Consider the following 26,430-nt stretch of genomic DNA (forward strand, 5'->3'; position numbering starts at 1 on the left):
GTGCACGAGGCGCAGGCTCGGCGGCTCAGGGAAAGTTCTTCATGCGAGGCGTCGGTGACGTTTCGCTGAGGAGCGTCACCGTCACCCGGCGATTGGCCGGGAGGTAGGGATTGTCCGGAAACAGCGGCTCCGTATCGGCTTTCCCGGTCACGGATGCGAAACGGTCATCGGGTACGCCGCTGCCGGCCAGGATCTCGCGCACGCTGATCGCGCGATTGGCCGAAAGCTCCCAAGGCGGAGCGAGAGGTCGCGTTCCGGGTCTCTCCGTCGCAGTGTAGCCCGTGATGGCGATGCGATTAGGCATCTTGCGCAAGGTCCCGGCGATCCGCTCCAAGAGGCGTCGGGTACGGGCATTGGGTCGACTCGATCCATCGGGGAACATCGAGGTGCCATCTTGGTCGACGATCGACACGTCGATCCCGCGTTGCGAGGGGGCGACGATGATGTTCTTCGACAGCTCGGCGACCTCGGGCATGTCCTGCAACGCCTGACGCAGGCTCGCTGCCGCGAGACCGGCGCCGTCCGGGTAGCCCTTGTCCGGCATACCCTCGTCAACGTTGCCGTCGACCGCGGGCGGGGTGGTGTGATCGGAGGCAAGGTCAGGGGGAATGTCGCGCTTGTACTTGACCTTGTCGGCGTGGGCGAGGCCGTCCTTCTCGATGATGCCAGCAAAGCGCGACTCCTTGTTGACGCCGAACGCGTCGCGCATGGAGCCGGCCACCGCCTGCATCTTCTTCTGGTCCTGGGTCGAATAGGCGGCGATCATCACGAAGAAGCTCATGAGAAGCGCCATCAGGTCGGCGAAGGTCACGAACCAGCCGTGGCCGCCATGCGCGCCGCCGCGCTTCTTCTTAGCCATCGGCGCCGTCGCGCGTGATGCGGGTGCGCGCCATCACGCCGGCTCGGCCACAAGTTCGTCGCGGTGGTTGTGCGGGAGGTAGGCGATGAGCATCTCGCGCACCAGGGAGGAGCTCTTGGCGTCGCGGATGAGCAGGATGCCGTCGATGATAAGCGAGCGCGACACATCCTCCTCCTCCAGCTTCACGTGGAGTTTGTCGGCGAGCGGCAGGGTGATCATGTTGGCGATCAGGGCGCCGTAGAGGGTGGCGAGGAGGGCAGTCGCCATAGCCGGGCCCAGCTTCGAGGGGTCCGACATGTTGGCGAACATCGTCACCATGCCGAGGATGGTTCCGATCATGCCCCAGGCCGGGGCGCAGTCGCCGAAGGCGCGGTAGATCTTCGAGCCTTCGTCGAGGTGCATGAGGAAGTTGTCGCGGTCGCGCTCCATGGTGTCCCGGATGAACTCGCGGTCATAGCCATCAGCGATGTAGCGTGCCCCTTGGGCCAGGAAGGGATCGGAGATCTCCATGTTTTCCAAGGCCATCGGGCCGGACTTCCGCACCACGTCGGCTATCTTGGTGATCTCCTCGATGAGGTCGCGTGGCTTGATGGCGCGCATCGAGAAGGCGTAGCGCAGGCCCATCGGGAGCCCGTGCATCATCGTCGAGAAGGGGAAGCGCATCATCGTCGCGGCGGTGGCGCCGCCAAAGATGACGATGACGGCGTGCTTGTCGAAATAGGCGGCAAAGTTGCCGCCGTCGATCATGATCAGGACGAAGACGACGGCGAAGCCGCCGACGAGGCCGATACCGGTTGCGAGATCCATGATCACTCGAGCCTGAGCGGCTGCCCGCATGCCGCGTTGGCGCCGCACGACGAGGCGCCGTCCCCACCGTTATGGATTCAGGTTGAACGAACCGTAAAAAACACCGCCGGACTCTGGCCAAACCCGAGGGGTTCGCGTCATGCACCGTTCAGGGAGCGCTCCGCATAAGGCACGCAACGCCAAGGATTTGGCGGCCTCCGCCGGGACGCGTTCGCGCAACCCGGTCAGGGATCGGAGCACACGGTATCATGTCGTTGGTTCGTCTTTACGTACGGGTCATGGGTCTTCTGGGCTCCGACCGCCGTCTGGCGGCGGTCCTGGCCTGCGCCAATGTGGCCCTGGCGGTGGCGGCGTTCGCCGAGCCGCTTCTGATGGGCCGCATCATCGACCAGCTCACCCACCTCAAGAGCAGCACCAACGCCTTCACGACGCTGGCGCCCCTGATTGGCGCTTGGGTGGCCTTCGGCCTGTTCACCATCGCGGCCGGCGTGACGATCGCCCTGCACGCGGACCGGCTGGCCCACCGCAACCGTTTGACCGCCATGGCCAACTACTTCGAGCACGTGCTCGAGCTGCCGCTCGCCTTCCACTCCTCGAACCATTCCGGTCGCGTCCTGAAGGCGATGCTGGAGGGCTCAAACGGCATGTTCTGGCTCTGGCTCGGCTTTTTCCGCGATCACTTCGTGGCCTTCGTCTCCCTGATCGTCCTCCTGCCGATGACCCTGTTCGTGAACTGGCAGCTCGGCTCGATCCTGGTTGTGCTCGTGCTGGCCTTCACGACCCTGACCACGATGGTCATGCGTCGTACCGAGACCCTGCAGGGCCGGGTCGAGGCCTACCAGTCGGGCCTGGCCGAGCACGCTTCGGACGCGCTGGGTAACGTCGCCGTCATCCAATCCTTTACCCGTGCCAAGGCCGAGAAGGACGCGATGCACGACATCATCCGCAACCTGCTCGCCGCGCAGATCCCGGTTCTGTCCTGGTGGGCGCTCGCCAACGTTGCCACCCGCGCCTCCGCGACCCTGACCATGACGGCGATCTTCATCACCGGCATCGCCCTGCACCAGCACGGTCAGGCGAGCGTCGGCGAGGTCGTGGCCTTCATGAGCCTCGCGACCATGCTGGTCTCGCGCCTCGACCAGGTTGCGACCTGCATCAACGGCCTGTTCCAGCAGATGCCCAAGATCGACGAGTTCTTCGAAATCCTGGACACCACACCAGCGGTCCACGACCGTCCGGGTGCCCAGCACGTCACGCGCTTCGACGGTGAGGTCGCTTTTGAAGGCGTCGGCTTCTCGTACAACGCTCGCCGCAAGGCATTGGAAGATGTTTCCTTCATAGCCCAGGCCGGCGAGACGATCGCCCTGGTCGGCACCACCGGTTCGGGCAAGTCGACCACGCTCGGCCTTCTGCACCGCGCCTTCGACCCGGACCACGGCGCCATCCGCATCGACGGCAGCGATATCCGCGACATCGGACTGTCCAGCCTGCGCCACAACATCGGTGTTGTGTTCCAAGAGCCGATGCTGTTCGCCCGCTCGATCCGCGAGAACCTGCAGGTCGGCCGCCCGGACGCCACCGATGCCGAGATGCTCGACGCCCTGGAGCGGGCTCAGGCCACCGAGTTCATGGCCCGCCAAGCCGACGGCCTCGATACGGTGATCGGCGAGCGCGGACGCTCGCTCTCCGGCGGCGAGCGCCAGCGCCTCTCCATCGCCCGCGCGCTCCTCAAGAACCCGCCGGTGCTGATCCTCGACGAAGCCACCTCGGCCCTCGATGCCACCACTGAGCGCAAGCTGCAGGGTGCCCTGGAGGCCGTGATGGAAGGTCGCACCACCTTCGTCATCGCCCACCGCCTGGCGACGATCCGTAACGCCGACCGCATCCTCGTCTTTCATGAGGGCCGGATCGTCGAATCGGGCAGTTTCGACGAGCTCGTCGCTCAGAACGGACGCTTCGCCGATCTCGCGCGAGCCCAGTTCATGGCGGGGTCCGAGCCGCAAGGCATGCCGCTCGCGGCGTGATCCGCGCAGCGCAAATCGACAACCAAAAGCCCTCGCCGGTTCTTGGACAAGGGCTTTTGGTTTTCTTGCCAAGGACTTAGACGGCACCCTGAAAGTTATGGCTTCACGCTGCGCTTGCGTCTGAACGGTATCCGCGTCCCGCTCGATGCGGCGTCTTCAGGTGCAGGCGATCAATCCGCCGCGGCGGACGTCGCGCCGTCCTCCGCCCAAACCCGGAACTTCGTCAGGCGGTTCGGTCCGAAGGTATGGGTCAGGGGCACGTCCGCCGCATCGCGCCCACGGGCCACCAGGATCCGGCCTCGGCGCGGAGCATTGTTGCGCGGGTCGAAGACGTGCCAGGCGCCACCGAGATAGACCTCCGTCCAGGCGGCGAAGTCCCCCGGGGCATGCGGCTCGGGCTCGCCGATGAAGCTGAGATAGCCGGTGCAGTAGCGGGTTGGGATATTCAGGGCCCGGCAGAAGGCGACGAACAGGTGAGCATAGTCGCGACACACGCCGCGCCGACTTGCGAAGGCATCGGCAGCGGTGCGGTCGACGTGGGCATACCCATAGCCGAAGGTGATGTGTCCGTGGACGTAGTCGCAGATCGCCTGCACCCGCGACCAGCCGGGCTCGAGGTCCCCGAACAGCCGCCAGGCCTCGCTCGAGAGGAGATCGGATTCGCAGTAGCGGCTCGCCACGAGGAACGGCAGCGCCTCTTCCGGCAGATCCTCAACCGCGTGCTCCTCGGCTTCCGGCACCACCGGATCGAGGGCGCCGTCGTCCTCCGTCTCCGCATGCACGCTCAGGGTCAGGGCACCGGCGGGAGCCATGAAGCGCACGGTCCGATTGCCGAAGACATCGCGGAAGGTGCGCAGGGGCAGCGGTGGATCGAGGGTGAGCACGTCCGGCGGTACGGCAGCCAAGCCGTTCACCGGATAGGAGTTCAGGCGGGCGATGACGGGCGTCGGCTGCGGAAAATCATAGCCCATCTCGCAACCGAACCTGATCCGCATCGAAGCTCCCCCGGGCCGGCCGCCGCGCCGCCGCTTGCGCCATCACTGCCCGTGCCCGAACCGGGACACTAGGCCGCCAGGGTCACAGGCGGATGTCATCGCGCGCCCTGCGCGCAGATGAAGCAGTACAGACTCAGAGCCCCCGAGCCCGGGCCTGCTTCTCCTGCATCCGCGCCTGAAGCCGCACGCGTCGCGCTGCAATGACGGTGCCATTGATCTCGCCACCGAACAGGAACATCGCGGCCAGCCAATACAGGAAGACCAGAAACACCATCGCGGTGGCGAGGCCGCCATAAGTGGAGGCGTAGGCGTTGGAGAAGCGGTCGAGGTAGTAGCCGAAACCGAGGCCGGCCAGGAACCACAGCAGCAAGGTCACCGCGATTCCGGGGACCACCGCCAGGACGGAGCGGCGCCCTGTCGCGACAAACTTATGAGCGATCACGAGTACGGTGAGGAGCAGGAAGGCCGTGATTCCGATCCGTCCGATCGCGACGGTCAGGCTGAGGGGCTCGAGCCCCGGCGCCACGTTGATGACTTTGCGCCAGATCAGGGGGCCAAGCACCACCAGGAGGGCGAAGGCCAGCATGGCGAAGGCGCCGCAGACGACATAGCCGATGGATTCGAGACGCGTCAGCCACCAGGGCCGCACCTCGCGCAGGCCGTAGGCACGATTCAACCCGACCCGCAGGCTCTCGACGCCAGAGGAGGAGAAGTACAGCGCCAGCAAGGCACCCAGTGTCAGCACGCCTCCGCGCTGCTCGGTCAGCACCCGGTGCACCTCATTGACGATGGGCTTGGCCACTTCGCGCGGCCAGGCATCGAAGATGAGGACGCTGGCCTCGTCGGCGAGCGACTTCGTGCCGAACAGACCAGCCAGGGCGGCGAGCAGGATCAGAAACGGAAACAGCGCGGTCAGGCTGGAAAGGGCGATGTGGCTGGCGATGGCCCAGCCGTCATGGGCGACGAAACGCTGGGCGGCGACGCCTGCGATCTCGAAAGGTTTGCGGAAACGTCTCACGGGGCGGGGGTTCGTCCTCGAACGGGGCAGGCGGGCGTGTCTTCTAAACGTCACGCGACCGGTTCGCGCAACGTGCCGTGCGCGAGGCGGCGCCCTACCCGCTTGAATTTATCGCGACCCTGTGATGCGTGGCCACCATCATGCCCGCGCCCGTTCCGTTCCTTGTCCCCGCCCTGTTCGTTCTGATCTGGGCGACGGGCTTCGTCGCGGCCCGCTTCGTGGCTCCCCATGCCGAGGCCTTCACCTTCGTGGCGATCCGGGTCGCTGCCGTCGCGCTGGTGCTGGCGACCCTGGCGCTCCTGCTCCGAGCCCGCTGGCCGCGCGGCCGCACCGGCTGGCTCCATGCCGCGTTCGCCGGCGTGCTGATGCAGGGGGTTTACGTCATCGGCGTGTTCTGGTCGGTGCAGCATGGCTTGCCGTCCGGCATCGCTGCCCTTGTCGGCAGCCTGCAGCCCCTGTTGACCGCGAGCCTGGCAGGTCGCGTCCTTGGGGAGTCCGTGAGCCGGCGGCGCTGGCTCGGTATCGGCATCGGCTTTTCCGGTGCGCTTCTCGTCCTGGCACCGAAGATCGGCGCCTCGGATCCTTCCGGCATCCCGGTTCCGGCCCTGACTGCCTGCCTTTGCGCAATGGTGGCGATGACGGGCGGAACCCTCTGGCAGAAGCGACATGGGGCTGGTGCGGATCTCCTCAGCAATGCCGCCATTCAGTTCGCGGGCGCTGTACTCCTTGCCGTTCCAATCGCCCTCCTGTTCGGAACGGGTGGATTCGATGCTTCCACGCCCCTCTGGCTCGGCCTTGCCTGGTCGGTCCTCGTCAACTCCGTCGGTGGCATCCTCCTGCTTCTGATGCTGATTAAGCGCGGCGCCGTGGCGGGTGTCGCGTCGCTGTTATTCCTGGTACCGCCGGTCTCGGCCGTCATGGCGTACCTCCTGTTCGGAGAGTCGCTCGCGCCGGTCCAGATGGGTGGCATGGCCATCGCTACCCTCGGTGTCGCTCTAGCCAGTCGCGGATGAGCCCCCGCCGGTAAGGCGATGACTTTTTCTTTGAGAAGCGTCTCAATAAAATTCATCATCCCTTGGTTAGCAAAGAGAAATAAGGGTTTTTCACGCCCACGGATAATGAATTCAGGCGGGATAGTGCCGCAGTGCGGCGAGACGCCTCTACAGCCGTGACAAACCTGCCTATAATGGACTGCAAAGTATCGTTCCTTTGCCAGCGAGTTTGCCATGTCAGCCTCTCCCGTCGTCTCGACTGAACCGCAGGATCTCGTGACTTTGGCCCGTGAGGCCGCCGAGGCCGCGAAGGGTCTCGTCGCCGAGGCCACGCGGCGCGTGCGCGCCACGATCCTGTCGGACGAGGGCAAGATCTCGGCCGAGAAGATGGAGACCCAGCAGCACGCCACGCATGGTCTCGCCTGGATCGCGACCTATGCCGAGGGCGTGCGTGAGCTCGGCGCGTACGCGCAGCGTCTGACGGAGACTGGAGAGTTCGGCGAGACCGAGAGCCTCCTCGTCCGGATCGGTCTCGGCGAGTACCTCGACCAGATGTTCTCGGGCATTCCGATGAGCCAGGGCGAGATGGTGCGGCCGACAGGCTCCCTCGGCCTTGGCACGCGCGAAGTCGCCAAGTTCCGCACCGAGGCGGTCGAGACCCTGATCGCCGAGGGCAACACCCCCGAGAACCGGGCCGCCCTCGTGGCCCGGATCCGCGACAACGGCGGCTCGGCCACCATCGGCAAGTCCGGTCTCGACGAGGACATGGAGGCGATCCGCTCCGAGATGCGTCGCTTCGGCCTCGCCGAGGTCGTGCCGCACGCGCACGAGTGGCACAGCCAGAACGCCTACATCCCGATGGAGATCGTCACCAAGATGGCCGAGCTCGGCGTCTTCGGACTGACGATCCCGGAGGAGTACGGCGGCATGGGCCTGCCGAAGATCTCCATGTGCGTGGTCTCCGAGGAGTTGTCGCGCGCCTATATCGGCGTCGGCTCCCTCGGCACCCGCTCGGAGATCGCCGCCGAGCTGATCCTGTGCGGCGGCACCGAAGAGCAGAAGCATCGCTTCCTGCCCGGCATCGCCTCGGGCGACACCCTGCCGACCGCCGTGTTCACCGAGCCGAACACGGGCTCCGATCTCGCGAGCCTGCGCACCAAGGCGGTCAAGGACGGCGACGTCTGGAAGATCTCGGGCAACAAGACCTGGATCACGCACCCCGTGCGCGCCGACATCATGACCTGTCTCGTGCGCACCAAGCCAGAGGAGAAGGGCCACAAGGGTCTGTCGCTCCTCATCGCCGAGAAGCCGCGCGGCACCGACGCCGAGCCGTTCCCGGTCCAGGGCTTGTCCGGTGGCGAGATCCATGTGCTCGGCTACCGCGGCATGAAGGAGTACGAACTCGCCTTCGACAACTTCGAGGTCCCTGCCGGCAACCTCCTCGGCGAGGTCGAGGGCAAGGGCTTCGCCCAGCTCATGCAGACCTTTGAATCCGCGCGCATCCAGACGGCGGCTCGCGCCATCGGCGTGGCGCAGAACGCCCTCGACCTTGGTCTGCGCTACGCCGAGGACCGGGTGCAGTTCGGCAAGGCTCTGATCAACTTCCCCCGCGTGGCCGACAAGATCGCCATGATGGCCGTGGAGATCAACATCGCCCGCCAGCTGACGTATTTCTCGGCTCGCGAGAAGGATGAGGGCAAGCGCTGCGATCTCGAGGCCGGCATGGCCAAGCTTCTGGGCGCCCGCGTGGCCTGGGCGGCGGCCGACAACGCTCTGCAGATCCATGGCGGCAACGGCTTTGCGCTCGAATACGCCGTGAGCCGCGTGCTCTGCGACGCCCGCATCCTCTCGATCTTCGAGGGTGCCGCCGAGATCCAGGCCCAGGTCATCGCCCGCCGCCTGCTCGAAGCCGCCTGAGCCTCGCACTCCGACGCCGGAACGCCGGGAGATCCGATCGCCCCGGCGTTCCGGTATTCACAGAGGGTGTCGTCGAGGTCGCGCTACTTGGTCACCTTCACCGAGACGGGATCGCTCGACGGGAAGGTCTCCTCCAGCGCCTCGTCGAGGCGCGCGTCGAGTTCGCCCTTCTGGTTCTCGGGGCGGTTCTTATCCGACCCCTTCGGGGCGGCCTGGCCCGTGGTGGAGATCGTGTCGCTCTCCGGTGTCTTCTGGTGATCGGCCATGCGGGCACTCCTTCGGTTCGGGGATTCAGCGCCTTCTTCGGCACGTCGTCCGAAACAACGCCGGGCGCGCGTGGGGTTTCCATTGGGGGATCCGGGCCCGATGACCGGATCGGTCCACCCAAGGGTCGACAGGCCGGCCCAAACGCCCAACCCGGTTCCGGACATCCGTCATCCGGGCCATTCCATCGCGGTCGATGGATCTCGGCCGCTGTCTCAGGATACGGCCGGAAGCTGAGAGCGCGTGGCGACGCGGCCGGCCGGCGCGCCCGCGGTTCGGGCCTCGCGCAGGACGAAGTCGTAGACCTGCATCAGCCGGTCGAGATGCGCATCCGACGTCAGCGGTGCCGCCCAGTAGCGCTCGTAGGCCGCCCGGCTCATGCGCTCGGCGAGGCCGTCGTCGGAGAGTCGCACGAGATGCGCGGCGAGCGAGTCCGGGTCGCCGGAGCGGAACCAGAAGCCGGTCTCGCCGTCCTCCACCGCCTCCCGGCCGGCACAGGCGTCGCTGACGATCACCGGCGCGCCGCAGGCGAGGGCCTCGTAGACCGTGAGGGGCTGTCCCTCGTACCAGACGCTCGGAAAGACGAGGGCGCGGGCCTGCCGCATCAGGGCCTGGACGCCGGCCTCGTCGCGCCAGCCCAGCATCACGGCCTCGGGATAGCGCGCCGCGAGGTCGGCGCGGGCCGGCCCGTCCCCGACGAAGACCGGGCGAACGCCGGCGCGGCGGGCCGCCTCGGCGAAGATCGGCGCCCCCTTCTCGGTGGAGATGCGCCCGACGAAGAGGAAATCGCCCGGCGCCCCGGAGCGAAGGGGCGCGTTGGCCACCGCGATCGGGTTGTCGACCCTGTGGAAGCGGGTCGCGCTCGGCAGATGGGGGGCGACGACCCGTTCCTGCAGGGCGCTGAGGGTGACGATGTGCGGGAACAGGGCCTTCAGGCCGGCCACGTGCTCGAGAGCGAGGTGGCGCACCACCCGCAGGAGCTTGCGCGGGTAGCTGCGGGCGTCGCAGTTCGTGGTCAGGCAGCCCGGGGACATCGGCGTGCGGTGGCAGATCCGGGCGGCCGGATACTCGTAGAAGCCGCCGTTCGGGCACACGAGGAAGAACTCGTGCATCGTATAGAGCAGCGCCAGTCCGGACGCCGCGAAGCTGCGCCCGATCGAGGGCGAGAGCGCCTTGGCGAAGGCGTGGACGTGGACCACGGTGTCGCGCGGGTCGAGACCGCGCAGTTCCTCCGCCAGGCGCCGGGCGGCCGGACGGTTCCAGATCGCCTGCGCGGCGAAGGCGAGCTTGTTCCGGGTCGTGCCGATGTCGTCCTGGCCGAGGCAGACCACGCGGATGCCGGCCGCCTCCAGGCGAGGGTCGGCGGGGCCGACGGCGGCGAACACCGTGACGCTGTGGCCGCGGGCACGCAGCCCGAGCCCCGCATCCAGGGCCACCTTGGCCTGTCCGCCGTTGATGAAGGCGTGGTCCACGACAAGGACGAGGTGCATGGTGAACTGTCCCGGCCAGCGACGAGGTCTTCCCCGATCTTTACCGAACGTACGTTGATCTCCGGTAAATCCCGGTTCTTGCGGTGGTCGTCGGGTCGTCCGCTGCGAATTCCTCAGGCATCGGCACAGTCTCGGACCTCCCATGCAGATCGTCGTGTTGGCGGAATTCGCGGTGGCGAGCGGCGGTGCCGAGAAGGTGGCCGTCGAATCGGCACGGGGCCTCGCCGAGGCCGGACTCGACGTGACCTACATCTCGGCCATCGACGGGCCGGTGGATGACCTCCTAGACCATCCCCGCATCCGCCGGATCGGCCTCGGCAACACGGACATCTGGCAGCGTCCGGCGCATCGCGCCGCGCTCAACGGGCTCTGGGACGCGGAGGCCGCCGCCCGTCTCGGCGCCGCCTTGGACGCGCTGCCGGTGCGGCCGGACCTGATCCATCTGCACCAATGGACGCGCAGCCTGTCGCCCAGCGTCTTCCCGGCGCTGTTCGCGCGGGGTCTCCCGGTCGTGACGACCCTGCACGACTACTTCCTGGCCTGCCCGAACGGGGTCTATTACCGCTTCGATCAGGCCGAGCCCTGTGCTCTGAAGCCTCTCTCGGCCGCCTGCCTCGCAGCGCCCTGCGACGGCCGGAGCCGGCTCCACAAGCTGGTGCGCGTCGGCCGCTCGGTCTTCCTGCGCGCGGCCCTGAAGCGGCAGCGCCTCGACGTCATCCATGTCTGCGACGCGAGCGTGGCGCGGATGGGTACGCTCCTGGAGGGTCTGGCGGTCACCCATCACCGGGTGGACAATCCGGTGCGCGTCACGAAGCAGGTGCCGGCCGATCCGGCACGGGGCGATGCGCTGGCCTATGTCGGCCGCCTGACCCGTGAGAAGGGCGTCGACCTCGTGGCGGACGCCGCGCGGGCCGCCGGGCTTCCGGCCCTGTTCGTCGGCACCGGTCCCCTGGAGAACGAGCTTCGTGCGCGCCCCGGGGTCGAACTCGTGGGCTGGCAGGCGCCGGACGCGGTCTGGTCTCTCCTGCGCCGCCGGGCCCGGGCGATCGCCGCGCCGTCCCGCTGGTACGAGACCGGGCCCCTGACGGTCTACGAGGCCTTGGCCAACGGCATCCCGGTGATGGCGTCGAACCGATCCGGAGCGTCCGAGAAGATCCTCGACGGGGTGAACGGTTATTCCGTTTCGCCGGAGCCCGAGGCCTGGGCCCGGGCGGCCGCGACGCTCCACGACGACGCACGCACGGCCAGCCTCGGCGCCGCCGCGCATGCCCGCTACTGGGCGAGCCCGATGACGCTGGGGGTTCATACCGATGCGTTGATCGCGGTCTACGAACGCATTCTCGCAACCCGGGCCGTCGAACGGCTGCCCGCGGACGCGGCTGCCTCGGCCGCTTGAAGGCGGCGCAGAAAGTTGGCAAAATTCTGCATCTTTCCGGGCCGATGATCTTGACGTTCATGTTGCATCGCAACATAGATTTCCCGCGATGCATCGAACGAGTCGGTGCAGCCTGGAGAGAAGCGAGATGACCGGTCAGACCTTCGAAATCCCCGCCGAGATGCGCGCCTTCGCCGAGAAGAGCGTCGATCAGGCCCGCACCGCCGTGAGCACCCTCATCGGCACCGCGGTCAAGACGGCCGAGCAGATGCAGACGACGTCGAAGTCGGTGCAGGAGTCGATGCAGACCGTCGTCGCGAAGGGTCTCGACCAAGCTCAGGAAAATGCCGCCGCGACCTTCGACTTCGCCCAGAAGCTGGTCCGGACCCGCGACGTCCGCGAGGCGATGGCGTTGCAGGGCGAATTCATCCGCAGCCAGATCGCCACCCTGCAGGCCCAGGCCAAGGATCTGGGCGCCCTGGCTCAGAACACCCTGCGCCCCTCCGCCTGAACCCGGCCGAAGGCCCGAAACGCGCGGCCGGCCCCCTTCAGCGCCTCGGGGTGCCGCCCGCCCGCGCGGCGCCCCGCAGACATCCCGCCGTTTCGGGTTATTCTTCCCCTCGAAGCGGCAAGGAGACAGAAGCCATGGCAAGACGGCGCAGACCCCCCTCCAAAGCGCAGGACCGAGCCGGATCGCTCCCGCAGACCGCCGGCAGCCAGGAGGATGGACCGATGAACATCGACACCGTGCAGGCCGTCGAGATGGGTGACCCGAACGATCCATCGGGGTCGGACCATGTGCCGAACCTCCATGACGCGCTCCTCGAAGGCGTGTCCCCGGACGCTCTGGCGGCGGCAGCCGGAAGCGACGGCGCGCCGGTCCCGGTCGTGACCGAGTCCGCCACCGCGACGACCGAGACCTCCGAACGCGTCGAGGATCTCACCGTGGTCCCGGAAGAGACGGCGGCACCGGGCGAAGGCGGGCGGGAGACGGTCCAGGCCGCGGCCGACGCCGTCGAAGTCGCGACCGACGCCGTGGAGACCATCGCTCAGACCCTGCCCGCGACCATGGCCGAGCCCCTGCCGGCGGCGCGGTCCGTCCTCGAAGGCTCCCAGGCTTCCTTCGGCAAGCTCGCGGACCTCGCAAAGTCGCCGCGGATCTCCGAGGTGATGGGTGAACTCGGCGAGGTGAACACCACCGTGCTCACCTATCTTCGCGGCGAGGGCGCCGCGGCGGTGGCCCACTGGCAGGCTCTCTCGGGCGCCAAGACCCCGGCCGATGCCATCCGCCTCCAGGTCACCGAGATGCAGCGCGCCGCCGACGCGTCGCTGAGCTGCTTCGCGGCCCTCGCCAAGCGGGCGAGCCGCTTCACCGGCACGATCGGCCGGCGCTGAAAGATCCGGCTCCGGCGCCCCTCGCGCCGGCGGCTCGACGCGTCTAGATATCCGGGAATCCGTCGCGGCGCCGTCCCAGACCGGGGCAGGGCCGCCGCGCCCTCGCCCCGGGAGTTCCCATGCCGCGCACGTCCCTTCTGCTCGTCCCGCTGCTGACCGCGACGCTCGCCGCCGCGCCCGCCACGGCGCAGATGATGAAGTCGCCCGCGGTCCCCGAGCCGGGGGCGCCGGAGAAGGTGGTGCCCCTCGCCAAGGGCCAGGTGCAACTGTCCTTCGCCCCGGTGGTGAAGCGGGCCGCCCCCTCCGTGGTGAACGTCTATGCCTCGCACGTGGACACGCGGGGTCAGAGCCGCAGCGCCATGGACGAGTTCATGCGGCGCTTCTTCGGTGACAACGGCGCGGGACGCGGGCGCGGGGGCGCGCCGGGCGAACGCGCCCAGAAGTCCCTCGGCTCCGGCGTGATCGTCGACGAATCCGGCCTCGTCATCACCAACAACCACGTCATCGAGAACATGAACGAAGTGCGCATCGCGCTCGCCGACCGGCGCGAGTTCGAAGCCACCATCGTGCTGCGCGACCCCCGCACCGATCTCGCCGTGGTCAAGATCAAGAGCCCGTCCGGCGGGCTGAGCCCGATGGCCTTCGGCGACTCCGAGTCCCTCGAAGTCGGCGACTTCGTGATGGCGATCGGCAACCCGTTCGGGGTCGGGCAGACGGTGACGCAGGGCATCGTCTCAGCGCTGGCGCGCACGCAGGTCGGCTCCTCCGACTACCAGTTCTTCATCCAGACCGATGCGGCCATCAATCCCGGCAATTCGGGCGGTGCCCTGGTCAACCTCCAGGGCCAACTGGTCGGGATCAACACCGCGATCTACTCGCAATCGGGCGGCAGCCACGGCATCGGCTTCGCCATCCCCGCCAGCATGGTCCGCGCCGTGGTGGAGACCGCCAAGGGCGGGGCGAGCGCCGTGCGGCGTCCCTGGCTCGGCGCCCGCGTGCAGAGCGTGACGCCCGACATCGCCGAGAGCATGGGCCTGGATCACCCCACCGGCGTGCTGGTGGCGAGCCTCCAGGCCAAGAGCCCAGCGGAGGAGGCCGGCCTCAAGCGCGGCGACCTCATCCTCACGGTGGACGGCAAGAGCGTCGACGACCCGGAAGCCTTCGGCTACCGCTTCGCCCTGAAGGGTCTCACCGGCCAGACCCAGTTCGGCATCCTGCGCGGCACCGGGCGCTCGACCGTGGCGGTGAAGCTCGGCCCCGCACCGGAGACGCGTCCGCGCGACACCCTCAAGGTGCGCACCCGCTCGCCCTTCCTCGGCGCGACCCTGGTGAACACGTCACCCGCCGTGGCGGAAGAGCTTCAGGCCGACTTCCCGTCGGACGGGGTCGCGGTGGCCAGCATCGACGAGGGCTCGATCGCCGCGCGCGCCGGCCTGCAGAAGGGCGACATGATCGTCGCCATCAACGGCATGCCGATCGCCACCACCAAGGACCTGGAACGGATCACCCGCAACAGCCTCAACATGTGGGAGGTCTCGATCAACCGCGGCGGCGAGGTCATGACCTCGATGTTCGGGGGCTGATGGCCCAGCCGGCAGGGGAGGCCGCGATTTTCCCGGTTGCGGGCGGCGGACACCCGCGTCTTTGATGCGCCGATGTCCGACCTGTTCGCCTCCGCCGGCTTGGCCAACACCGCCCCCCGTCCCCTCGCGGATGCCCTGCGTCCGAAAACCCTGGCGGAGGTGGTGGGACAGGAGCACCTGACCGGCCCCGACGGGGCCCTGACCCGCCTCCTCAATGCCCGCTCCTTCGGCTCGCTGGTGTTCTGGGGACCTCCGGGCACCGGCAAGACCACCGTGGCGCGGCTCCTGGCGCACGAGACCGACCTGCATTTCGAGCAGATCTCGGCGATCTTCTCCGGCATCGCCGAACTCCGGAAGGTGTTCGACGCGGCGCGCGGGCGCCGGGCCATGGGGCGGGGCACCCTGCTCTTCGTCGACGAGATCCACCGCTTCAACCGGGCGCAGCTCGACGCCTTCCTGCCCGTGATGGAGGACGGCACGGTGACGCTGGTCGGCGCCACCACGGAAAACCCGTCCTTCGAGCTGAACGCCGCCCTCCTGTCCCGCGCCCGCGTCCTCCTCTTCCGGGCGCTCGACGACGCAGCCGTCGCCAAGCTGCTGGTGCGGGCGGAGGCGCTGACCGGCCAGCCGCTTCCCCTGGACGCGGAGGCGCGGGGCGTTCTGGTGCGCATGGCCGACGGGGACGGGCGGGCCGCGCTGACCCTCGCCGAGGAGGTCTGGCGCTCGGCCAAACCGGGCGAGACCTTTGACGCGGAGCACTTGCAGGCGATCATCCAGCGCCGCGCGCCGATCTACGACAAGTCCCAGGAGGGGCACTACAACCTCATCAGCGCCCTGCATAAGACTGTGCGCGGCTCCGACCCGGACGCGGCGCTCTACTATCTCTGCCGGATGCTCGACGGCGGCGAGGACCGCCTCTTCATCGCCCGCCGCCTCGTGCGCATGGCGGTGGAGGATATCGGCCTGGCCGACCCGCAGGCCCTCGTGGTGGCCACGGCCGCCAAGGACGCCTTCGACTTCCTCGGCTCGCCGGAGGGCGAACTGGCCCTGGCCCAGGTCACGGTCTACCTCGCCTGCGCGCCGAAATCGAACGCGGTCTACGAGGCCTACAAGGCCGCCACGCGGGTGGCGAAGGAGCACGGCTCGCTGCCACCGCCCCGCACCATTCTCAACGGCTCCACGAAGCTGATGCGCAAGATCGGCTACGGCGAGGGGTATCGTTACGACCATGACGAGCCCGACGCCTTCTCGGGCCAGGATTACTGGCCGGACAAGCTCGGGCGCCAGCACTTCTACGCGCCCACGGATCGCGGCATGGAGCAGCGCTACACCGAGCGATTGGCCCATTGGGAAGCCCTGCGCCGGCAGCGACGCGCCGACGAGGACTGAAGCCCGCGTCTCCTCCGTCGAAAGTTCGCGACGCGTCGCGCGCCCGCTGCCTCAGGCAGACGAGGGGAATCTAGTCGCTCGAGACGAGGCGCAGATGAAAGCCGTCCCGGATCGCACTCGGGACCGGCCCCGTGAACTCCGCCGGATCGCCGACGCGCAGGGCGAAGGCCATCTCGTCGGTGGGCAGCGGCTTGGCGGAGACGGGCGGCATCGCCTGCGCGAGGCAGGTGCCGAGACCGATGGCCGCAGCGACCTGACCGCCGATCCAGGGAAGCAGCGTCCGGTGGAGGGAATGGGGCCTTGAGCCGGCCGACGTTCCGTCCAGCATCCGGGCGGGCACGTCCGGGACAGCCGCCGCCCGGGAGGTCGCGGGCGCTGCGCCGCTCGGCGCCAGCGGGAATGCGCTGAAATCGAAGGCGGCGGAGTCGTCGCTGAGCGGGACAAGCACGGGTTCCATGTCGCTCAAACTGGACCGAGTCCGCTAACACCGTCTTAACTGCCCAGGCCGGAGCAGATCTGGTCTGGCCGGGCCGGCGGCCAGTCTTGCGGGGCGTCCGACGTCTCGGCTCGGCGCGAGGCGCCGGAGCTGCGCGATGGCGTGGCCCGGCCTTGCAACCGGGTGGCCGCCATGGTGGGATTCGCGTCTCCGGTCTCGCCGCGCGGCCGGGTGCGTGACACCCCGGACCGACGTCCCAGCGGTCCTCGGTCACGCTCCGTGCCCCGGCCACGACCCAGCAGGCCCCTTCGAGCCAGCATGCAGACTTATCCGATCCTCTCCGCCCGCTTCGCGCGCCTCGGCGCCCTCGGGGACGCCGCGGGGCTTCTCCATTGGGACCGCCAGACGCTGATGCCCGCGGGTGCGGCCGACATGCGGGCCGAGCAACTCGCCCAGCTCGCGGTCATCGGCCACGAGATCCTGACGGCCCCGGAGACCGGCGACCTGATCGCCCGGTCACTCGACGACGTCGCGAGCCTCGGGCCGTGGGAACGGGCGAACCTGCGGGAGATGCGCCGGGCCTATCTGCATGCCGCCGCGGTTCCGGCCGATCTCGTGGCGGCGAGCTCGAAGGCGTCGTCCCAGTCGGGGATGATCTGGCGGGAGGCGCGGGCGCGCGCCGATTTCGCCATGCTGGCGCCGGCCCTGGGCGAGACCCTGCGCCTGCAGCGGGAGGTCGGCGCGGCGAAGGGGTCCGCCCTCGGCCTCGATCCGTACGACGCCCTCCTCGACGGCTACGATCCCGGGATGCGCCGCGCCACGATCGATCCGGTGTTCGCCCACCTGCGCGCTGCGTTGCCGGATCTGATCGCGGCGGTTCAGGCGCGTCAGGCGCGGGAGCCGGCCCCGCTGCCCCTGACCGGCCCGTTCCCGGTGGAGGCGCAGAAGGCGATCGGGGAACGGCTGATGCGCGCCGTCGGCTTCGATTTCGAGCGGGGCCGGCTCGACGTCAGCCTCCACCCCTTCTGCGGCGGCGCCACCGACGATGTGCGGATCACCACCCGCTACGATGCCGCCGATGCCACCGGCGCCCTGATGGGCGTGCTGCACGAGACCGGCCACGCCCTCTACGAACAGGGCCTGCCCGCCGCGTGGTATCACCAGCCGGTGGGGACGGCCCGCGGCATGACCCTGCACGAGAGCCAGTCGCTGCTGGTGGAGATGCAGGCCTGTCGCTCGGGTGAGTTCTGCGCCTATCTCGCGCCGATCCTGGCGGAGGCCTTTGGCGGGGAGGGACCCGCCTGGAGCGCGCAGAACCTCTACCGGTGCTACACGCGCGTGGCGCCGGGCTTCATCCGGGTCGATGCGGACGAGGTGACCTATCCGGCCCACATCCTCCTGCGCTACGAACTCGAGACCGCGATGATCGCGGGCGATCTGGCGCTCGCCGACCTGCCGGGCGCCTTCAACGACGGCCTGCGCGATCTCCTCGGCCTCACCGTCCCCGATGATCGGCTGGGCTGCCTGCAGGACATCCATTGGCCGAGCGGAAGCTTCGGCTACTTCCCGACCTACACCCTCGGCGCGATGGCGGCGGCGCAGCTGTTCCGGGCGGCTCGGGACCAGAGGCCGGGCCTGCCGTCCGATCTGACCAGGGGCGATTTCACGGCCCTGCGCGAATGGCTGCGCGAGGCCGTCCACGCCCGCGGCTCCCTGCTCGAGACCGACGACCTGCTCGTCGCCGCCACCGGCAAACCCCTCGGCGCGGAGGACTTCATGGCTCACCTGCGGCTCCGGTATCTCGGAGAGGGCTGAGACGCCTGCGCCGGGCGATCGCCGCCCTGTCCGCGCGGGGCTCGCGGCGGCGGCCGAAATGCACCGGCGCGCGGCGAGGCCGTCGCCGAAACCGCCGCCCGGCTCGGTTCGCCGACCGCCTCGCGCCAGCGCGGTCCGTCGTTTCGGGTTCACGGACGGTGGACCGGACGCGGGTCAGCCTGTAGGCCGGCGGCCCCTCCACCAGCGGACCTGACGTCCGGAGATCCTCATGGCGGCCTGCGGCCTCGATTTCGGCACCTCGAACACCACCCTTGGCCTCGTCACCGGACAGCGCCCGCAGCTCGTGCCCCTGGAGGGGCGGCACGTCACGATCCCCAGCGCGATCTTCTTTCCGCCGGGGCAGGCGCCCTTCGTCGGGCGGGCCGCCATGGCCGAGTACCTCGAGGGAACGCCGGGCCGGTTGATGCGAAGCCTCAAGTCGGTGCTGGGCTCGTCCCTCCTGGAGGAGACGACCCCCGTCGGGCGCGAGCGCATCAAGTTCCGCGACGTCATCGCCCGCTACCTCGCGGCCGTGAAGACGCGGGCGGAGACCGAGACCGGCCGCGTCCTCGATACCGTGGTCCACGGCCGCCCGGTTCACTTCGTCGACGGCGATCCGGAGGGCGATGCCCGCGCCGAGGAGGCCCTGCGCGCGATCGCCACCAGCATCGGCTTCCGCCACGTTTCGTTCCAGTTCGAGCCGATCGCGGCCGCCCTCGATTACGAGCAGCAGGTCCGCGCGGAGGAGATCGCCCTCATCGCGGATATCGGCGGCGGCACCTCGGACTTCTCCATCGTGCGCCTCTCGCCGGAGCGGCATGCGCAACCCGATCGCAGCGGCGATATCCTGGCCAATGACGGGGTGCGCATCGGCGGGACCGACTTCGACCGCCGGCTGAGCCTCGGCACGGTGATGCCGCTGCTCGGCCTCGGCAGCCCGATGACGCGGGGCGATATCGATGTCCCCACGGGCTATTTCCACGACCTCGCCACCTGGTCGAGCATCAACCGGCTCTACAATGCCAAGACCCTGCGCGAGATCGAGGAGGTCCGCCGCGACGCGCGGCGTCCCGACCTGCTGGCGCGGCTCCACACCGTCGTCGAAGCCGAGCGCGGGCATTCCCTGGCGATGGAGGTGGAGGGCGCCAAGATCGCGACCTCGGAGGCCGGTCAGGGCAGGATCGCCCTGGACTGGGTCGAGGCGGGGCTCGAGGCCGAGATCGACCGGCGGGGCCTCGTCGTCCATACGGACGAACTCGCGCGGCGGATCGCCGAGCGGATCGACCGATGCCTCGCGCAAGCCGGCCTCACGGCGGACCGGATCGACGCCCTGTTCCTCACCGGGGGCTCCACCGGCTTGCCCCATGTCCGCGCCGCCCTGACCGCCGGCGTCCCGAACGCCCGCGTGGTCGATGGCGACACCTTCGGCTCCGTGGGCACCGGGTTGACCCTCGAGGCGGCCCGGCGCGCGGCCTGAGGCCGGATCGGAGCCGAGAAAGATCGACCCGGTCGGGCGACACGCTCCGTGTGCCCTTTGTCGGGGCGCCCGTGGGTGTTACGAGCAGGCCATGACCACACGACCACCTTCACGCGGCGGCTCCGGGCGCAAGGGCGCCGGCACGGGCCGCGGCGCACCGCCCGGCCGCTCCCCCCGGCCGGGCAAACCGGGTGCCTTCCGGCGGCCGGACCGCGAGCGCACGGGGCCGCGCACCAGTGCCCTCGATGCCGCCCAGCGCGCGGCGCAAGGGCGCGGCGATGCCGCGGCCAAGCACGCCCCCTGGCGCCCCGGCCAGGAGGCGAGCGACCGCGAGGCCGGCCCCCAGGACGGCTTCGAGACCATGACCGAAGCCCCCCGGCGGGCGCCGCGCACCCGCGCCGAGCGACCGGCGCCGGCCGGTCCCGCGCCGGCGCGTCGCCCGGGCGCGGCCTCGCGCGAGACCGCACCGGCGCCGGAGGGACCGACCCGGCGCGAGCAGCGCGCGGCCGCCTCCGCCACCCTGGCCTCCGGCGTCCAGACCCTCACGGTGGAGGAGGACGAGGCCGGGATGCGGATCGACCGCTTCCTGACCACGCGTTTTCCCCAGCTTCCCTTCACGCGCGTCCAGAGCATCGTGCGCAAGGGCGAGCTCCGGGTCGACGGCAAACGCGCCAAGCCCAACGATCGGCTCGATCCGGGCATGAGTGTGCGCGTGCCGCCGCTCAAGCTCGAGGCCCAGGGCGAGCGTCCCCGCTCGGCCGCGAAGGACGCCACGGACGCCGACTTCATCCGCTCGCTCATCCTCTACGAGGATGCCGAGATGATGATCCTGAACAAGCCCTTCGGCCTTGCGGTCCAGGGCGGCTCCGGCACCGTGCGGCACGTGGATGGCCTCCTGGAGGCGCTGACGGGCAAGGACGGGCAGAAGCCGCGCCTCGTCCACCGACTCGACAAGGACACCGCGGGTTGCCTCATCGTGGCCAAGACGCGGCTGGCCGCCGCGACCCTGGCCAAGAGCTTCCGTTCGCGCTCGGCCCGGAAGGTCTACTGGGCCCTCACCGCGGGCGTGCCGCGGGTGGCGCAGGGCCGGATCTCGACCTACCTCGCCAAGGAGGAGCCCACGGACGCGGATGCGCGCATGCGGGTGGCCAAGCACGGCGACGAGGGCGCCGCGCACGCCCTGACGTATTACGCCATGGTCGACAACGCGGCCCAGAAGCTGTCGTGGCTGTCGCTGAAGCCGGTGACCGGGCGCACCCATCAGTTGCGCGCGCACGCCGCCCATATCGGGCATCCCATCGTGGGCGACCCGAAATACTTCAGCATCGAGAACTGGGAGCTGCCCGGCGGCATCCAGAATCGGCTGCATCTCCTCGCGCGACGGATCGTGATCCCGCATCCCCGGACGGGACAGCCCGTGGACGTCACGGCCCCGCTTCCGCCGCATATGGCGCAGAGCTGGAACCTGCTCGGGTTCGACGCATCCCGCTACGATCCCATCGTGGAGGCGCCGGAAGCCTGACGCCCCCTCCCGCGCTCGGGAGGTGCGGCACCTCGCCGGAGGACGAGGCGGCAGGGCGCCACGGTTGCACCTTGGCAAGCGCCCGCCATGCCTTATCCTCTCCATCCATCCCGGCGGGCGCGTTGCCACCGGCCAAGGACCGTCGCGCCACGATGCATCGAGACACGATCCTGACGCCGGCGATCGGCTTCGCACTCCTGGCACTCGCGGCGATCGGCGCGGGCAGCACGCTCAGCACCGCCGCGACAGCGCAGGCGACTCCACCGGCCCAGACCCAGACAAGGGCGCAGCCGCAGACGCCGGCGACGCCGCAGAATTCAGGACCGCAGCCACAAGCGGCACCGGCCGTCCCGCTTCAGGGACCGGGCGCACAGGGGCAGGGATCACGGCCGGCGGGAGCCAGTCAGGCGGTCGGTACGGCCGGAGGGCGCGGCGCGGCACAGGTCGGCCGGCCCCGGAGGCGGTCCTACGCCGCCTGCAACCGGATCTCGCACACGCGCGGCCTGCGCGGCGGAGCCCGGCGCCGGTTCCTCGTCCGGTGCAAGCTCGGCTACGATCGCCCCCGGAACGGTCAGACCCAGGGCCCGCGGCAGCCGTGAGGAACGCCGTTCGCAGCACGAGCCCGAATCCGTGAAGCTCATCGTCTTCGACGTCGACGGAACCCTCGTCGACAGCCAGCACCTCATCGTGGCCGCGCAGGGCATGGCCTTTGCCGAGCATGGCCTGACGGCGCCGAGCCGTACGGACTCGCTCTCGGTGGTGGGGTTGTCCCTGCCGCAGGCCTTCCGGCGCCTCGTCGGTGACGACGGCCCGATCGAGGGGTTATCCGAGAGCTACAAGCGCGCCTTCAACATCCTGCGCCTCGACCCGAACTACGAGGAGCCCTTGTTCCCCGGCATGGAAGCGCTGCTCACACGCCTCCATGCCCGCGACGACGTGCAACTCGGGATCGCCACCGGAAAAGCGCGGCGCGGGGTCGATCGCCTGATCGAGACCCATGGCTGGCGGGGATGGTTCGCCACGACCCAGAGCGCCGACGACGCGCCCTCCAAGCCCGACCCCGCCATGCTGCTCCAGGCCATGGCGGAGACCGGGGCTGCGCCGGACGCCACCGTGATGATCGGCGACACCACCTACGACATGACGATGGCGGTCAGTGCCGGTGCCGCGGCCGTAGGCGTGGCCTGGGGCTACCATCCCGTCGGGGCGCTGTTCGGTGCCGGCGCCTCCATCGTCGTCGACACCGCGGATGATCTCGGGGCCCTCTTCTCCGGGGATCCGCGCGCACGGGCGGCGGCTCAGGCCTGACCCCGGCGCCAGACGCGAGACGCCGCGTCTCGCAGCCTGCGCCGCGATGCTCTATCTGCAGGACCATGAGCGACGATTCCAAACCCGATTGGCTCGGCGAGCCTGGACACCCCACCCAGCCCGATCCGACCCGTGCGGCACGCGGCCCCGGCAAGCCCGCCCTGCCGAAACGGTTCTACGGAGAGGCCGGCCTCGCCGCGCACGGCGACGGCTTCCGGCTGACCCTCGACGGGCGCCCGGCGAACACGCCGGCCCGCAATCCTCTCGCCCTGCCGACGCGCGCCCTCGCGGAGGCCGTGGCGGCCGAATGGGCGGCGCAGGTCGCGGTCATCGACCCCGCCACCATGCCGCTGACGCGCCTCGCCAACACCGCCATCGACGGGGTCGCGCCGCGCCGCGAGGCCGTGGTGGACGACCTCTCGGCTTATGCGGGCACCGACCTGCTGGCCTACCGCGCCGGCGATCCGGAGCGTCTCGTGCGCGCCCAGGCCGAGGCCTGGGACCCGATCCTCGACTGGGCGCACAGCGATCTCGGCGCCCGCTTCATCCTCGGCGAAGGCGTCATGCACGTCACCCAGCCGGATACCACCGTTGTGGCGCTGCGCCGGGCGATCGGCGAAACCGAAGGCCCGTTCCGATTGGCCGCCCTTCACACGTTGACGACGCTGACCGGATCGCTCGTCCTCGCCCTCGCGGTGTTGCGCGGGCAGGCCAGTCCGGCCGAAGCCTGGGCGGCGGCCCATGTGGACGAGACCTATCAGGCGAGCGTCTGGGGCCGTGACGCGGAGGCTGAGGCGCGTCACGCCCTTCGGCAAGCCGAGTTCGAGGCCGCGGCCCGGCTGGCACAATTGAGCCGTTAAATCGATTTTCGCGGAAAGCGCCGCGTGCTAAGGCCGGTTCAAATCGCGACCGCCAAGGTTACCGCTCAAGTTCGTGCGGGACGCGACCCCATCTCTCCAACCAGGGCCGAGCGCGCATGAAGGACATTCTCGAGAAGCTGGAAGAGCGGCGCGCCCAGGCCCGCCTCGGCGGCGGCGAGAACCGCGTCGTGGCCCAGCACAAGCGCGGCAAGCTGACCGCGCGCGAGCGCATCGAGCTCCTCCTCGACCACGGGTCGTTCGAGGAGTTCGACATGTTCGTCCAGCATCGCTCCACCGATTTCGGCATGGAGAAGCAGAAGATCCCCGGCGACGGCGTGGTCACGGGCTGGGGCACCATCAACGGACGCACGGTCTTCCTGTTCTCGAAGGACTTCACGGTGTTCGGCGGCTCCCTGTCCGAGGCGCACGCGGCCAAGATCGTCAAGGTCCAGGACATGGCGCTGAAGATGCGCGCGCCGATCATCGGCATCTTCGATGCCGGTGGGGCCCGCATCCAGGAAGGCGTCGCGGCGCTGGGCGGCTACGGCGAGGTCTTCCGCCGCAACGTCGCCGCCTCGGGCGTCATCCCGCAGATCTCGGTGATCATGGGCCCCTGCGCGGGCGGCGACGTCTACTCGCCGGCCATGACCGACTTCATCTTCATGGTGCGCGACACGAGCTACATGTTCGTGACCGGCCCCGACGTGGTGAAGACGGTCACCAACGAAGTCGTGACAGCCGAGGAGCTCGGCGGCGCCAAGGTCCACACCACCAAGTCCTCCATCGCCGACGGCTCCTTCGAGAACGACGTCGAGGCGCTCCTGCAGGTCCGCCGTCTCGTCGACTTCCTGCCCGCCAACAACATCGACGGCGTGCCGGAGATCGAGAGCTTCGACGATCCGCTGCGCCTCGACATGAGCCTCGACACGCTGATCCCGGACAACCCGAACAAGCCCTACGACATGGGCGAGCTGATCCGGCGCGTGGCCGACGAGGGCGACTTCTTCGAGATCCAGGCGACCTACGCCCGCAACATCATGACGGGCTTCGGGCGCATCGAGGGCCGCACCGTCGGCTTCGTGGCGAACCAGCCGATGGTGCTGGCCGGCGTGCTCGATTCGGACGCCTCCCGCAAGGCGGCCCGCTTCGTGCGCTTCTGCGATGCCTTCTCGATCCCGATCGTCACCTTCGTCGACGTGCCGGGCTTCCTGCCGGGCACCGCGCAGGAATACGGCGGCCTGATCAAGCATGGCGCCAAGCTGCTCTTCGCCTATTCGCAAGCGACGGTGCCCCTGGTGACCATCATCACCCGCAAGGCCTTCGGCGGGGCCTACGACGTGATGGCGTCCAAGCACGTCGGCGCCGACCTCAACTACGCCTGGCCCACCGCGCAGATCGCCGTGATGGGCGCCAAGGGCGCCGTGGAGATCATCTTCCGCAGCGAGATCGGCGATGCCGAGAAGATCGCCGAGCGCACCCGCGAGTACGAGGACCGCTTCCTCTCGCCGTTCGTGGCCGCCGAGCGCGGCTACATCGACGAGGTGATCATGCCCCACTCGACGCGCAAGCGCGTCGCCCGGGCCCTCAGCATGCTGCGCACCAAGGAGATGGAGCAGCCCTGGAAGAAGCACGACAACATCCCGCTCTGAGGGCGGGGACCACCGGCCCGGCGCCTCGCCGGGCCGGCGTCGCGCAACATTCCGGTGGCCTATTCCCGGAAGGCTGCCATGATCCCCCAACCACAATCGGAAGGAGACAGGTCATGGCGGCGGAACAGAAGCGCGGAAGTCGCGAGGCGAAGAAGCCCAAGAAGCCCGTGACGAAGACGATCGCGGCGGCGCCCTCGACCAAGGGCACGGTGGTCGCGGCACCGAAGGCCGGCAAGAAGTAGGCCCACATGGCACCGGTGCGGGCCCGAGCCCGCGCCGGGGTGCCCCCGAGGCGCGTCAGCCCTGGATGAGCCCGGGTCCCTGAACGGTCTTGCCCGCCGGATCGGACGCGCTTCCGAGATTCAACAGGACGATCTCCGGGGGAACCCCCAGGCGCACCGGAATGCGGCTCACGCCGAACCCCCCCGAGATGATCATCTGGCGGCCTTTCCGGACCACATGGCCGTAGGCGAAATCGTTGTTGCCGTGGATCGCCGCAATGGCCGGCGAATAGCCGAAGAGGCGAACCTGACCGCCATGGGTGTGGCCCGCGAGGGTCAGGGACACGCGGTCCGGCACGTCGAGGAACAGGTCCGGCTCGTGGATCATCAGAAGGACGGGCGCGGAGTCGGTGATCTTCGCGAGCGTGCCCGGCAGGTCGTCGCGCCCGCCCTCGTCATCTTCCACGAGGAACGGAATCTGGTCGCCGACGCCCGCGATCCAGAACGGCTTGCCGTCCTTCACGAGACGCAGGGCGTCGTTCTCCATGACGGGAATCCCGACATTCTCCAGCGCCCGCTGCGCTTCCACGGGCCCGTCGCGGCGCGCCTGCGCCTGCTTGTCGTCCCACCAATCGTGGTTGCCGAGGATCGAGTAGACGCCGAGCGGGGCGCGGAGCGCCGACACCACCCGGGCGAATTCCGGCAGCGGGATCTTTCGGTAGGTGACGCTGGGTCCGGCCGGGTAGTCCCCCAGCATCAGGATGAGATCGGGCTTCAGCGCGTTCGTGGTGTCGACGATCTCGGCGATCCGGTCGAGGGGCATGAACGGCTCGCCGACATGGAAGTCGGCCAGCACGGCCACACGCAGCGACAGGCCGGGTGTCCAGTTCGGAAGGACGGGGGCGTAAGGCGTGACCACGAGACGGTAGAGCGGCTCGATGCCGAAGGCGTAGACACCCGTCGACCCGACGACACCCGCACTCGCCCCGAGCCCGGTCAGGAACTGCCGGCGGCTCGGCAGGATCAGCATGGTC

At 69.3% G+C, this 26,430-nt stretch carries 23 protein-coding genes; 15 read left to right on the forward strand and 8 right to left on the reverse strand.

What is annotated here, in order from left to right; all coding sequences use genetic code 11:
* Positions 1-25: 25 nt before the first annotated feature.
* A complete protein-coding gene (locus tag ASG63_RS20780) occupies positions 26-859 on the reverse strand; it encodes an OmpA/MotB family protein (RefSeq protein ID WP_056221110.1) in 834 nt (277 codons plus the stop codon).
* 33 nt (positions 860-892) lie between these two features.
* Complete coding sequence (locus ASG63_RS20785; protein ID WP_056221112.1) at positions 893-1,666, reverse strand: motility protein A; 774 nt, start codon at positions 1,664-1,666, stop codon at positions 893-895.
* A gap of 248 nt (positions 1,667-1,914) precedes the next feature.
* Here ASG63_RS20785 and ASG63_RS20790 point away from each other — a divergent pair, with 248 nt between their 5' ends.
* Positions 1,915-3,690 (forward strand): glucan ABC transporter ATP-binding protein/ permease, encoded by a 1,776-nt coding sequence (locus ASG63_RS20790; protein ID WP_056221115.1) that lies wholly within the window; start codon positions 1,915-1,917, stop codon positions 3,688-3,690.
* A 170-nt stretch (positions 3,691-3,860) separates the two neighbouring features.
* On the opposite strand, the gene ASG63_RS20795 is transcribed toward ASG63_RS20790, so the two are convergent.
* Positions 3,861-4,685 (reverse strand): transglutaminase-like domain-containing protein, encoded by an 825-nt coding sequence (locus tag ASG63_RS20795; RefSeq protein ID WP_056221119.1) that lies wholly within the window; start codon positions 4,683-4,685, stop codon positions 3,861-3,863.
* Positions 4,686-4,818: 133 nt separating this feature from the next.
* On the reverse strand, positions 4,819-5,703 hold the full coding sequence (locus ASG63_RS20800) for a YihY/virulence factor BrkB family protein (RefSeq protein ID WP_056221123.1): 885 nt from the start codon (positions 5,701-5,703) through the stop codon (positions 4,819-4,821).
* Positions 5,704-5,843: 140 nt separating this feature from the next.
* On the opposite strand from ASG63_RS20800, the gene ASG63_RS20805 reads away from it, so the two are divergent.
* Positions 5,844-6,716, forward strand: coding sequence for a DMT family transporter (locus ASG63_RS20805; RefSeq protein WP_056221310.1), 873 nt, complete (start codon positions 5,844-5,846; stop codon positions 6,714-6,716).
* Between the two features lie 213 nt (positions 6,717-6,929).
* Positions 6,930-8,612, forward strand: a complete 1,683-nt coding sequence (locus ASG63_RS20810; RefSeq protein ID WP_056221126.1) for an acyl-CoA dehydrogenase family protein — start codon at positions 6,930-6,932, stop codon at positions 8,610-8,612.
* 83 nt (positions 8,613-8,695) lie between these two features.
* On the opposite strand, the gene ASG63_RS20815 is transcribed toward ASG63_RS20810, so the two are convergent.
* Together ASG63_RS20815 and ASG63_RS20820 are read right to left on the reverse strand one after the other, a co-directional pair.
* The gene (locus tag ASG63_RS20815; RefSeq protein WP_056221130.1) at positions 8,696-8,878 is read right to left on the reverse strand and encodes a hypothetical protein; all 183 of its coding nucleotides are present in this window, start codon (positions 8,876-8,878) and stop codon (positions 8,696-8,698) included.
* A gap of 213 nt (positions 8,879-9,091) precedes the next feature.
* On the reverse strand, positions 9,092-10,366 hold the full coding sequence (locus tag ASG63_RS20820; RefSeq protein WP_056221133.1) for a glycosyltransferase family 4 protein: 1,275 nt from the start codon (positions 10,364-10,366) through the stop codon (positions 9,092-9,094).
* A gap of 142 nt (positions 10,367-10,508) precedes the next feature.
* Here ASG63_RS20820 and ASG63_RS20825 point away from each other — a divergent pair, with 142 nt between their 5' ends.
* The 5 genes from ASG63_RS20825 to ASG63_RS20845 all read left to right on the forward strand — a co-directional run bounded on the left by ASG63_RS20825 (position 10,509) and on the right by ASG63_RS20845 (position 16,108).
* Positions 10,509-11,762, forward strand: coding sequence for a glycosyltransferase (locus ASG63_RS20825; RefSeq protein WP_056221136.1), 1,254 nt, complete (start codon positions 10,509-10,511; stop codon positions 11,760-11,762).
* 127 nt (positions 11,763-11,889) lie between these two features.
* The gene (locus ASG63_RS20830) at positions 11,890-12,252 is read left to right on the forward strand and encodes a phasin (RefSeq protein WP_056221139.1); all 363 of its coding nucleotides are present in this window, start codon (positions 11,890-11,892) and stop codon (positions 12,250-12,252) included.
* 221 nt (positions 12,253-12,473) lie between these two features.
* Positions 12,474-13,136 carry a hypothetical protein gene (locus ASG63_RS20835; protein ID WP_056221143.1) on the forward strand — a complete coding sequence of 221 codons (663 nt, stop codon included), beginning with the start codon at positions 12,474-12,476 and terminating at the stop codon, positions 13,134-13,136.
* A gap of 119 nt (positions 13,137-13,255) precedes the next feature.
* On the forward strand, positions 13,256-14,719 hold the full coding sequence (locus ASG63_RS20840) for a Do family serine endopeptidase (RefSeq protein WP_056221146.1): 1,464 nt from the start codon (positions 13,256-13,258) through the stop codon (positions 14,717-14,719).
* Between the two features lie 72 nt (positions 14,720-14,791).
* Complete coding sequence (locus ASG63_RS20845) at positions 14,792-16,108, forward strand: replication-associated recombination protein A (RefSeq protein ID WP_056221150.1); 1,317 nt, start codon at positions 14,792-14,794, stop codon at positions 16,106-16,108.
* 70 nt (positions 16,109-16,178) lie between these two features.
* On the opposite strand, the gene ASG63_RS20850 is transcribed toward ASG63_RS20845, so the two are convergent.
* On the reverse strand, positions 16,179-16,556 hold the full coding sequence (locus ASG63_RS20850) for a hypothetical protein (protein WP_156394290.1): 378 nt from the start codon (positions 16,554-16,556) through the stop codon (positions 16,179-16,181).
* 306 nt (positions 16,557-16,862) lie between these two features.
* Between ASG63_RS20850 and ASG63_RS20855 the strand changes: the two genes are divergently transcribed.
* The 7 genes from ASG63_RS20855 to ASG63_RS26905 all read left to right on the forward strand — a co-directional run bounded on the left by ASG63_RS20855 (position 16,863) and on the right by ASG63_RS26905 (position 25,417).
* Complete coding sequence (locus ASG63_RS20855) at positions 16,863-18,359, forward strand: carboxypeptidase M32 (protein ID WP_056221155.1); 1,497 nt, start codon at positions 16,863-16,865, stop codon at positions 18,357-18,359.
* Between the two features lie 229 nt (positions 18,360-18,588).
* Positions 18,589-19,836: an Hsp70 family protein gene (locus tag ASG63_RS20860; RefSeq protein ID WP_056221157.1), complete on the forward strand. Its 1,248-nt coding sequence runs from the start codon at positions 18,589-18,591 to the stop codon at positions 19,834-19,836.
* Positions 19,837-19,927: 91 nt separating this feature from the next.
* Entirely contained in the window at positions 19,928-21,358 is a 1,431-nt protein-coding gene (locus ASG63_RS20865) for an RluA family pseudouridine synthase (protein ID WP_056221161.1), read from the forward strand.
* Positions 21,359-21,988: 630 nt separating this feature from the next.
* Entirely contained in the window at positions 21,989-22,666 is a 678-nt protein-coding gene (locus tag ASG63_RS20870) for an HAD-IA family hydrolase (protein WP_056221163.1), read from the forward strand.
* A 65-nt stretch (positions 22,667-22,731) separates the two neighbouring features.
* On the forward strand, positions 22,732-23,526 hold the full coding sequence (locus ASG63_RS20875) for an ATP12 family chaperone protein (RefSeq protein WP_056221166.1): 795 nt from the start codon (positions 22,732-22,734) through the stop codon (positions 23,524-23,526).
* A gap of 116 nt (positions 23,527-23,642) precedes the next feature.
* Positions 23,643-25,175, forward strand: a complete 1,533-nt coding sequence (locus ASG63_RS20880) for an acyl-CoA carboxylase subunit beta (protein ID WP_056221169.1) — start codon at positions 23,643-23,645, stop codon at positions 25,173-25,175.
* 113 nt (positions 25,176-25,288) lie between these two features.
* Entirely contained in the window at positions 25,289-25,417 is a 129-nt protein-coding gene (locus tag ASG63_RS26905; protein WP_274534750.1) for a hypothetical protein, read from the forward strand.
* 55 nt (positions 25,418-25,472) lie between these two features.
* Here the strand turns inward: ASG63_RS26905 and ASG63_RS20885 are convergent, their stop codons facing one another.
* Positions 25,473-26,426 carry a metallophosphoesterase gene (locus tag ASG63_RS20885; RefSeq protein WP_056221172.1) on the reverse strand — a complete coding sequence of 318 codons (954 nt, stop codon included), beginning with the start codon at positions 26,424-26,426 and terminating at the stop codon, positions 25,473-25,475.
* Positions 26,427-26,430 lie beyond the last annotated feature (4 nt).

The organism is Methylobacterium sp. Leaf94 (genome assembly GCF_001426045.1).
Lineage (GTDB): Bacteria > Pseudomonadota > Alphaproteobacteria > Rhizobiales > Beijerinckiaceae > Methylobacterium.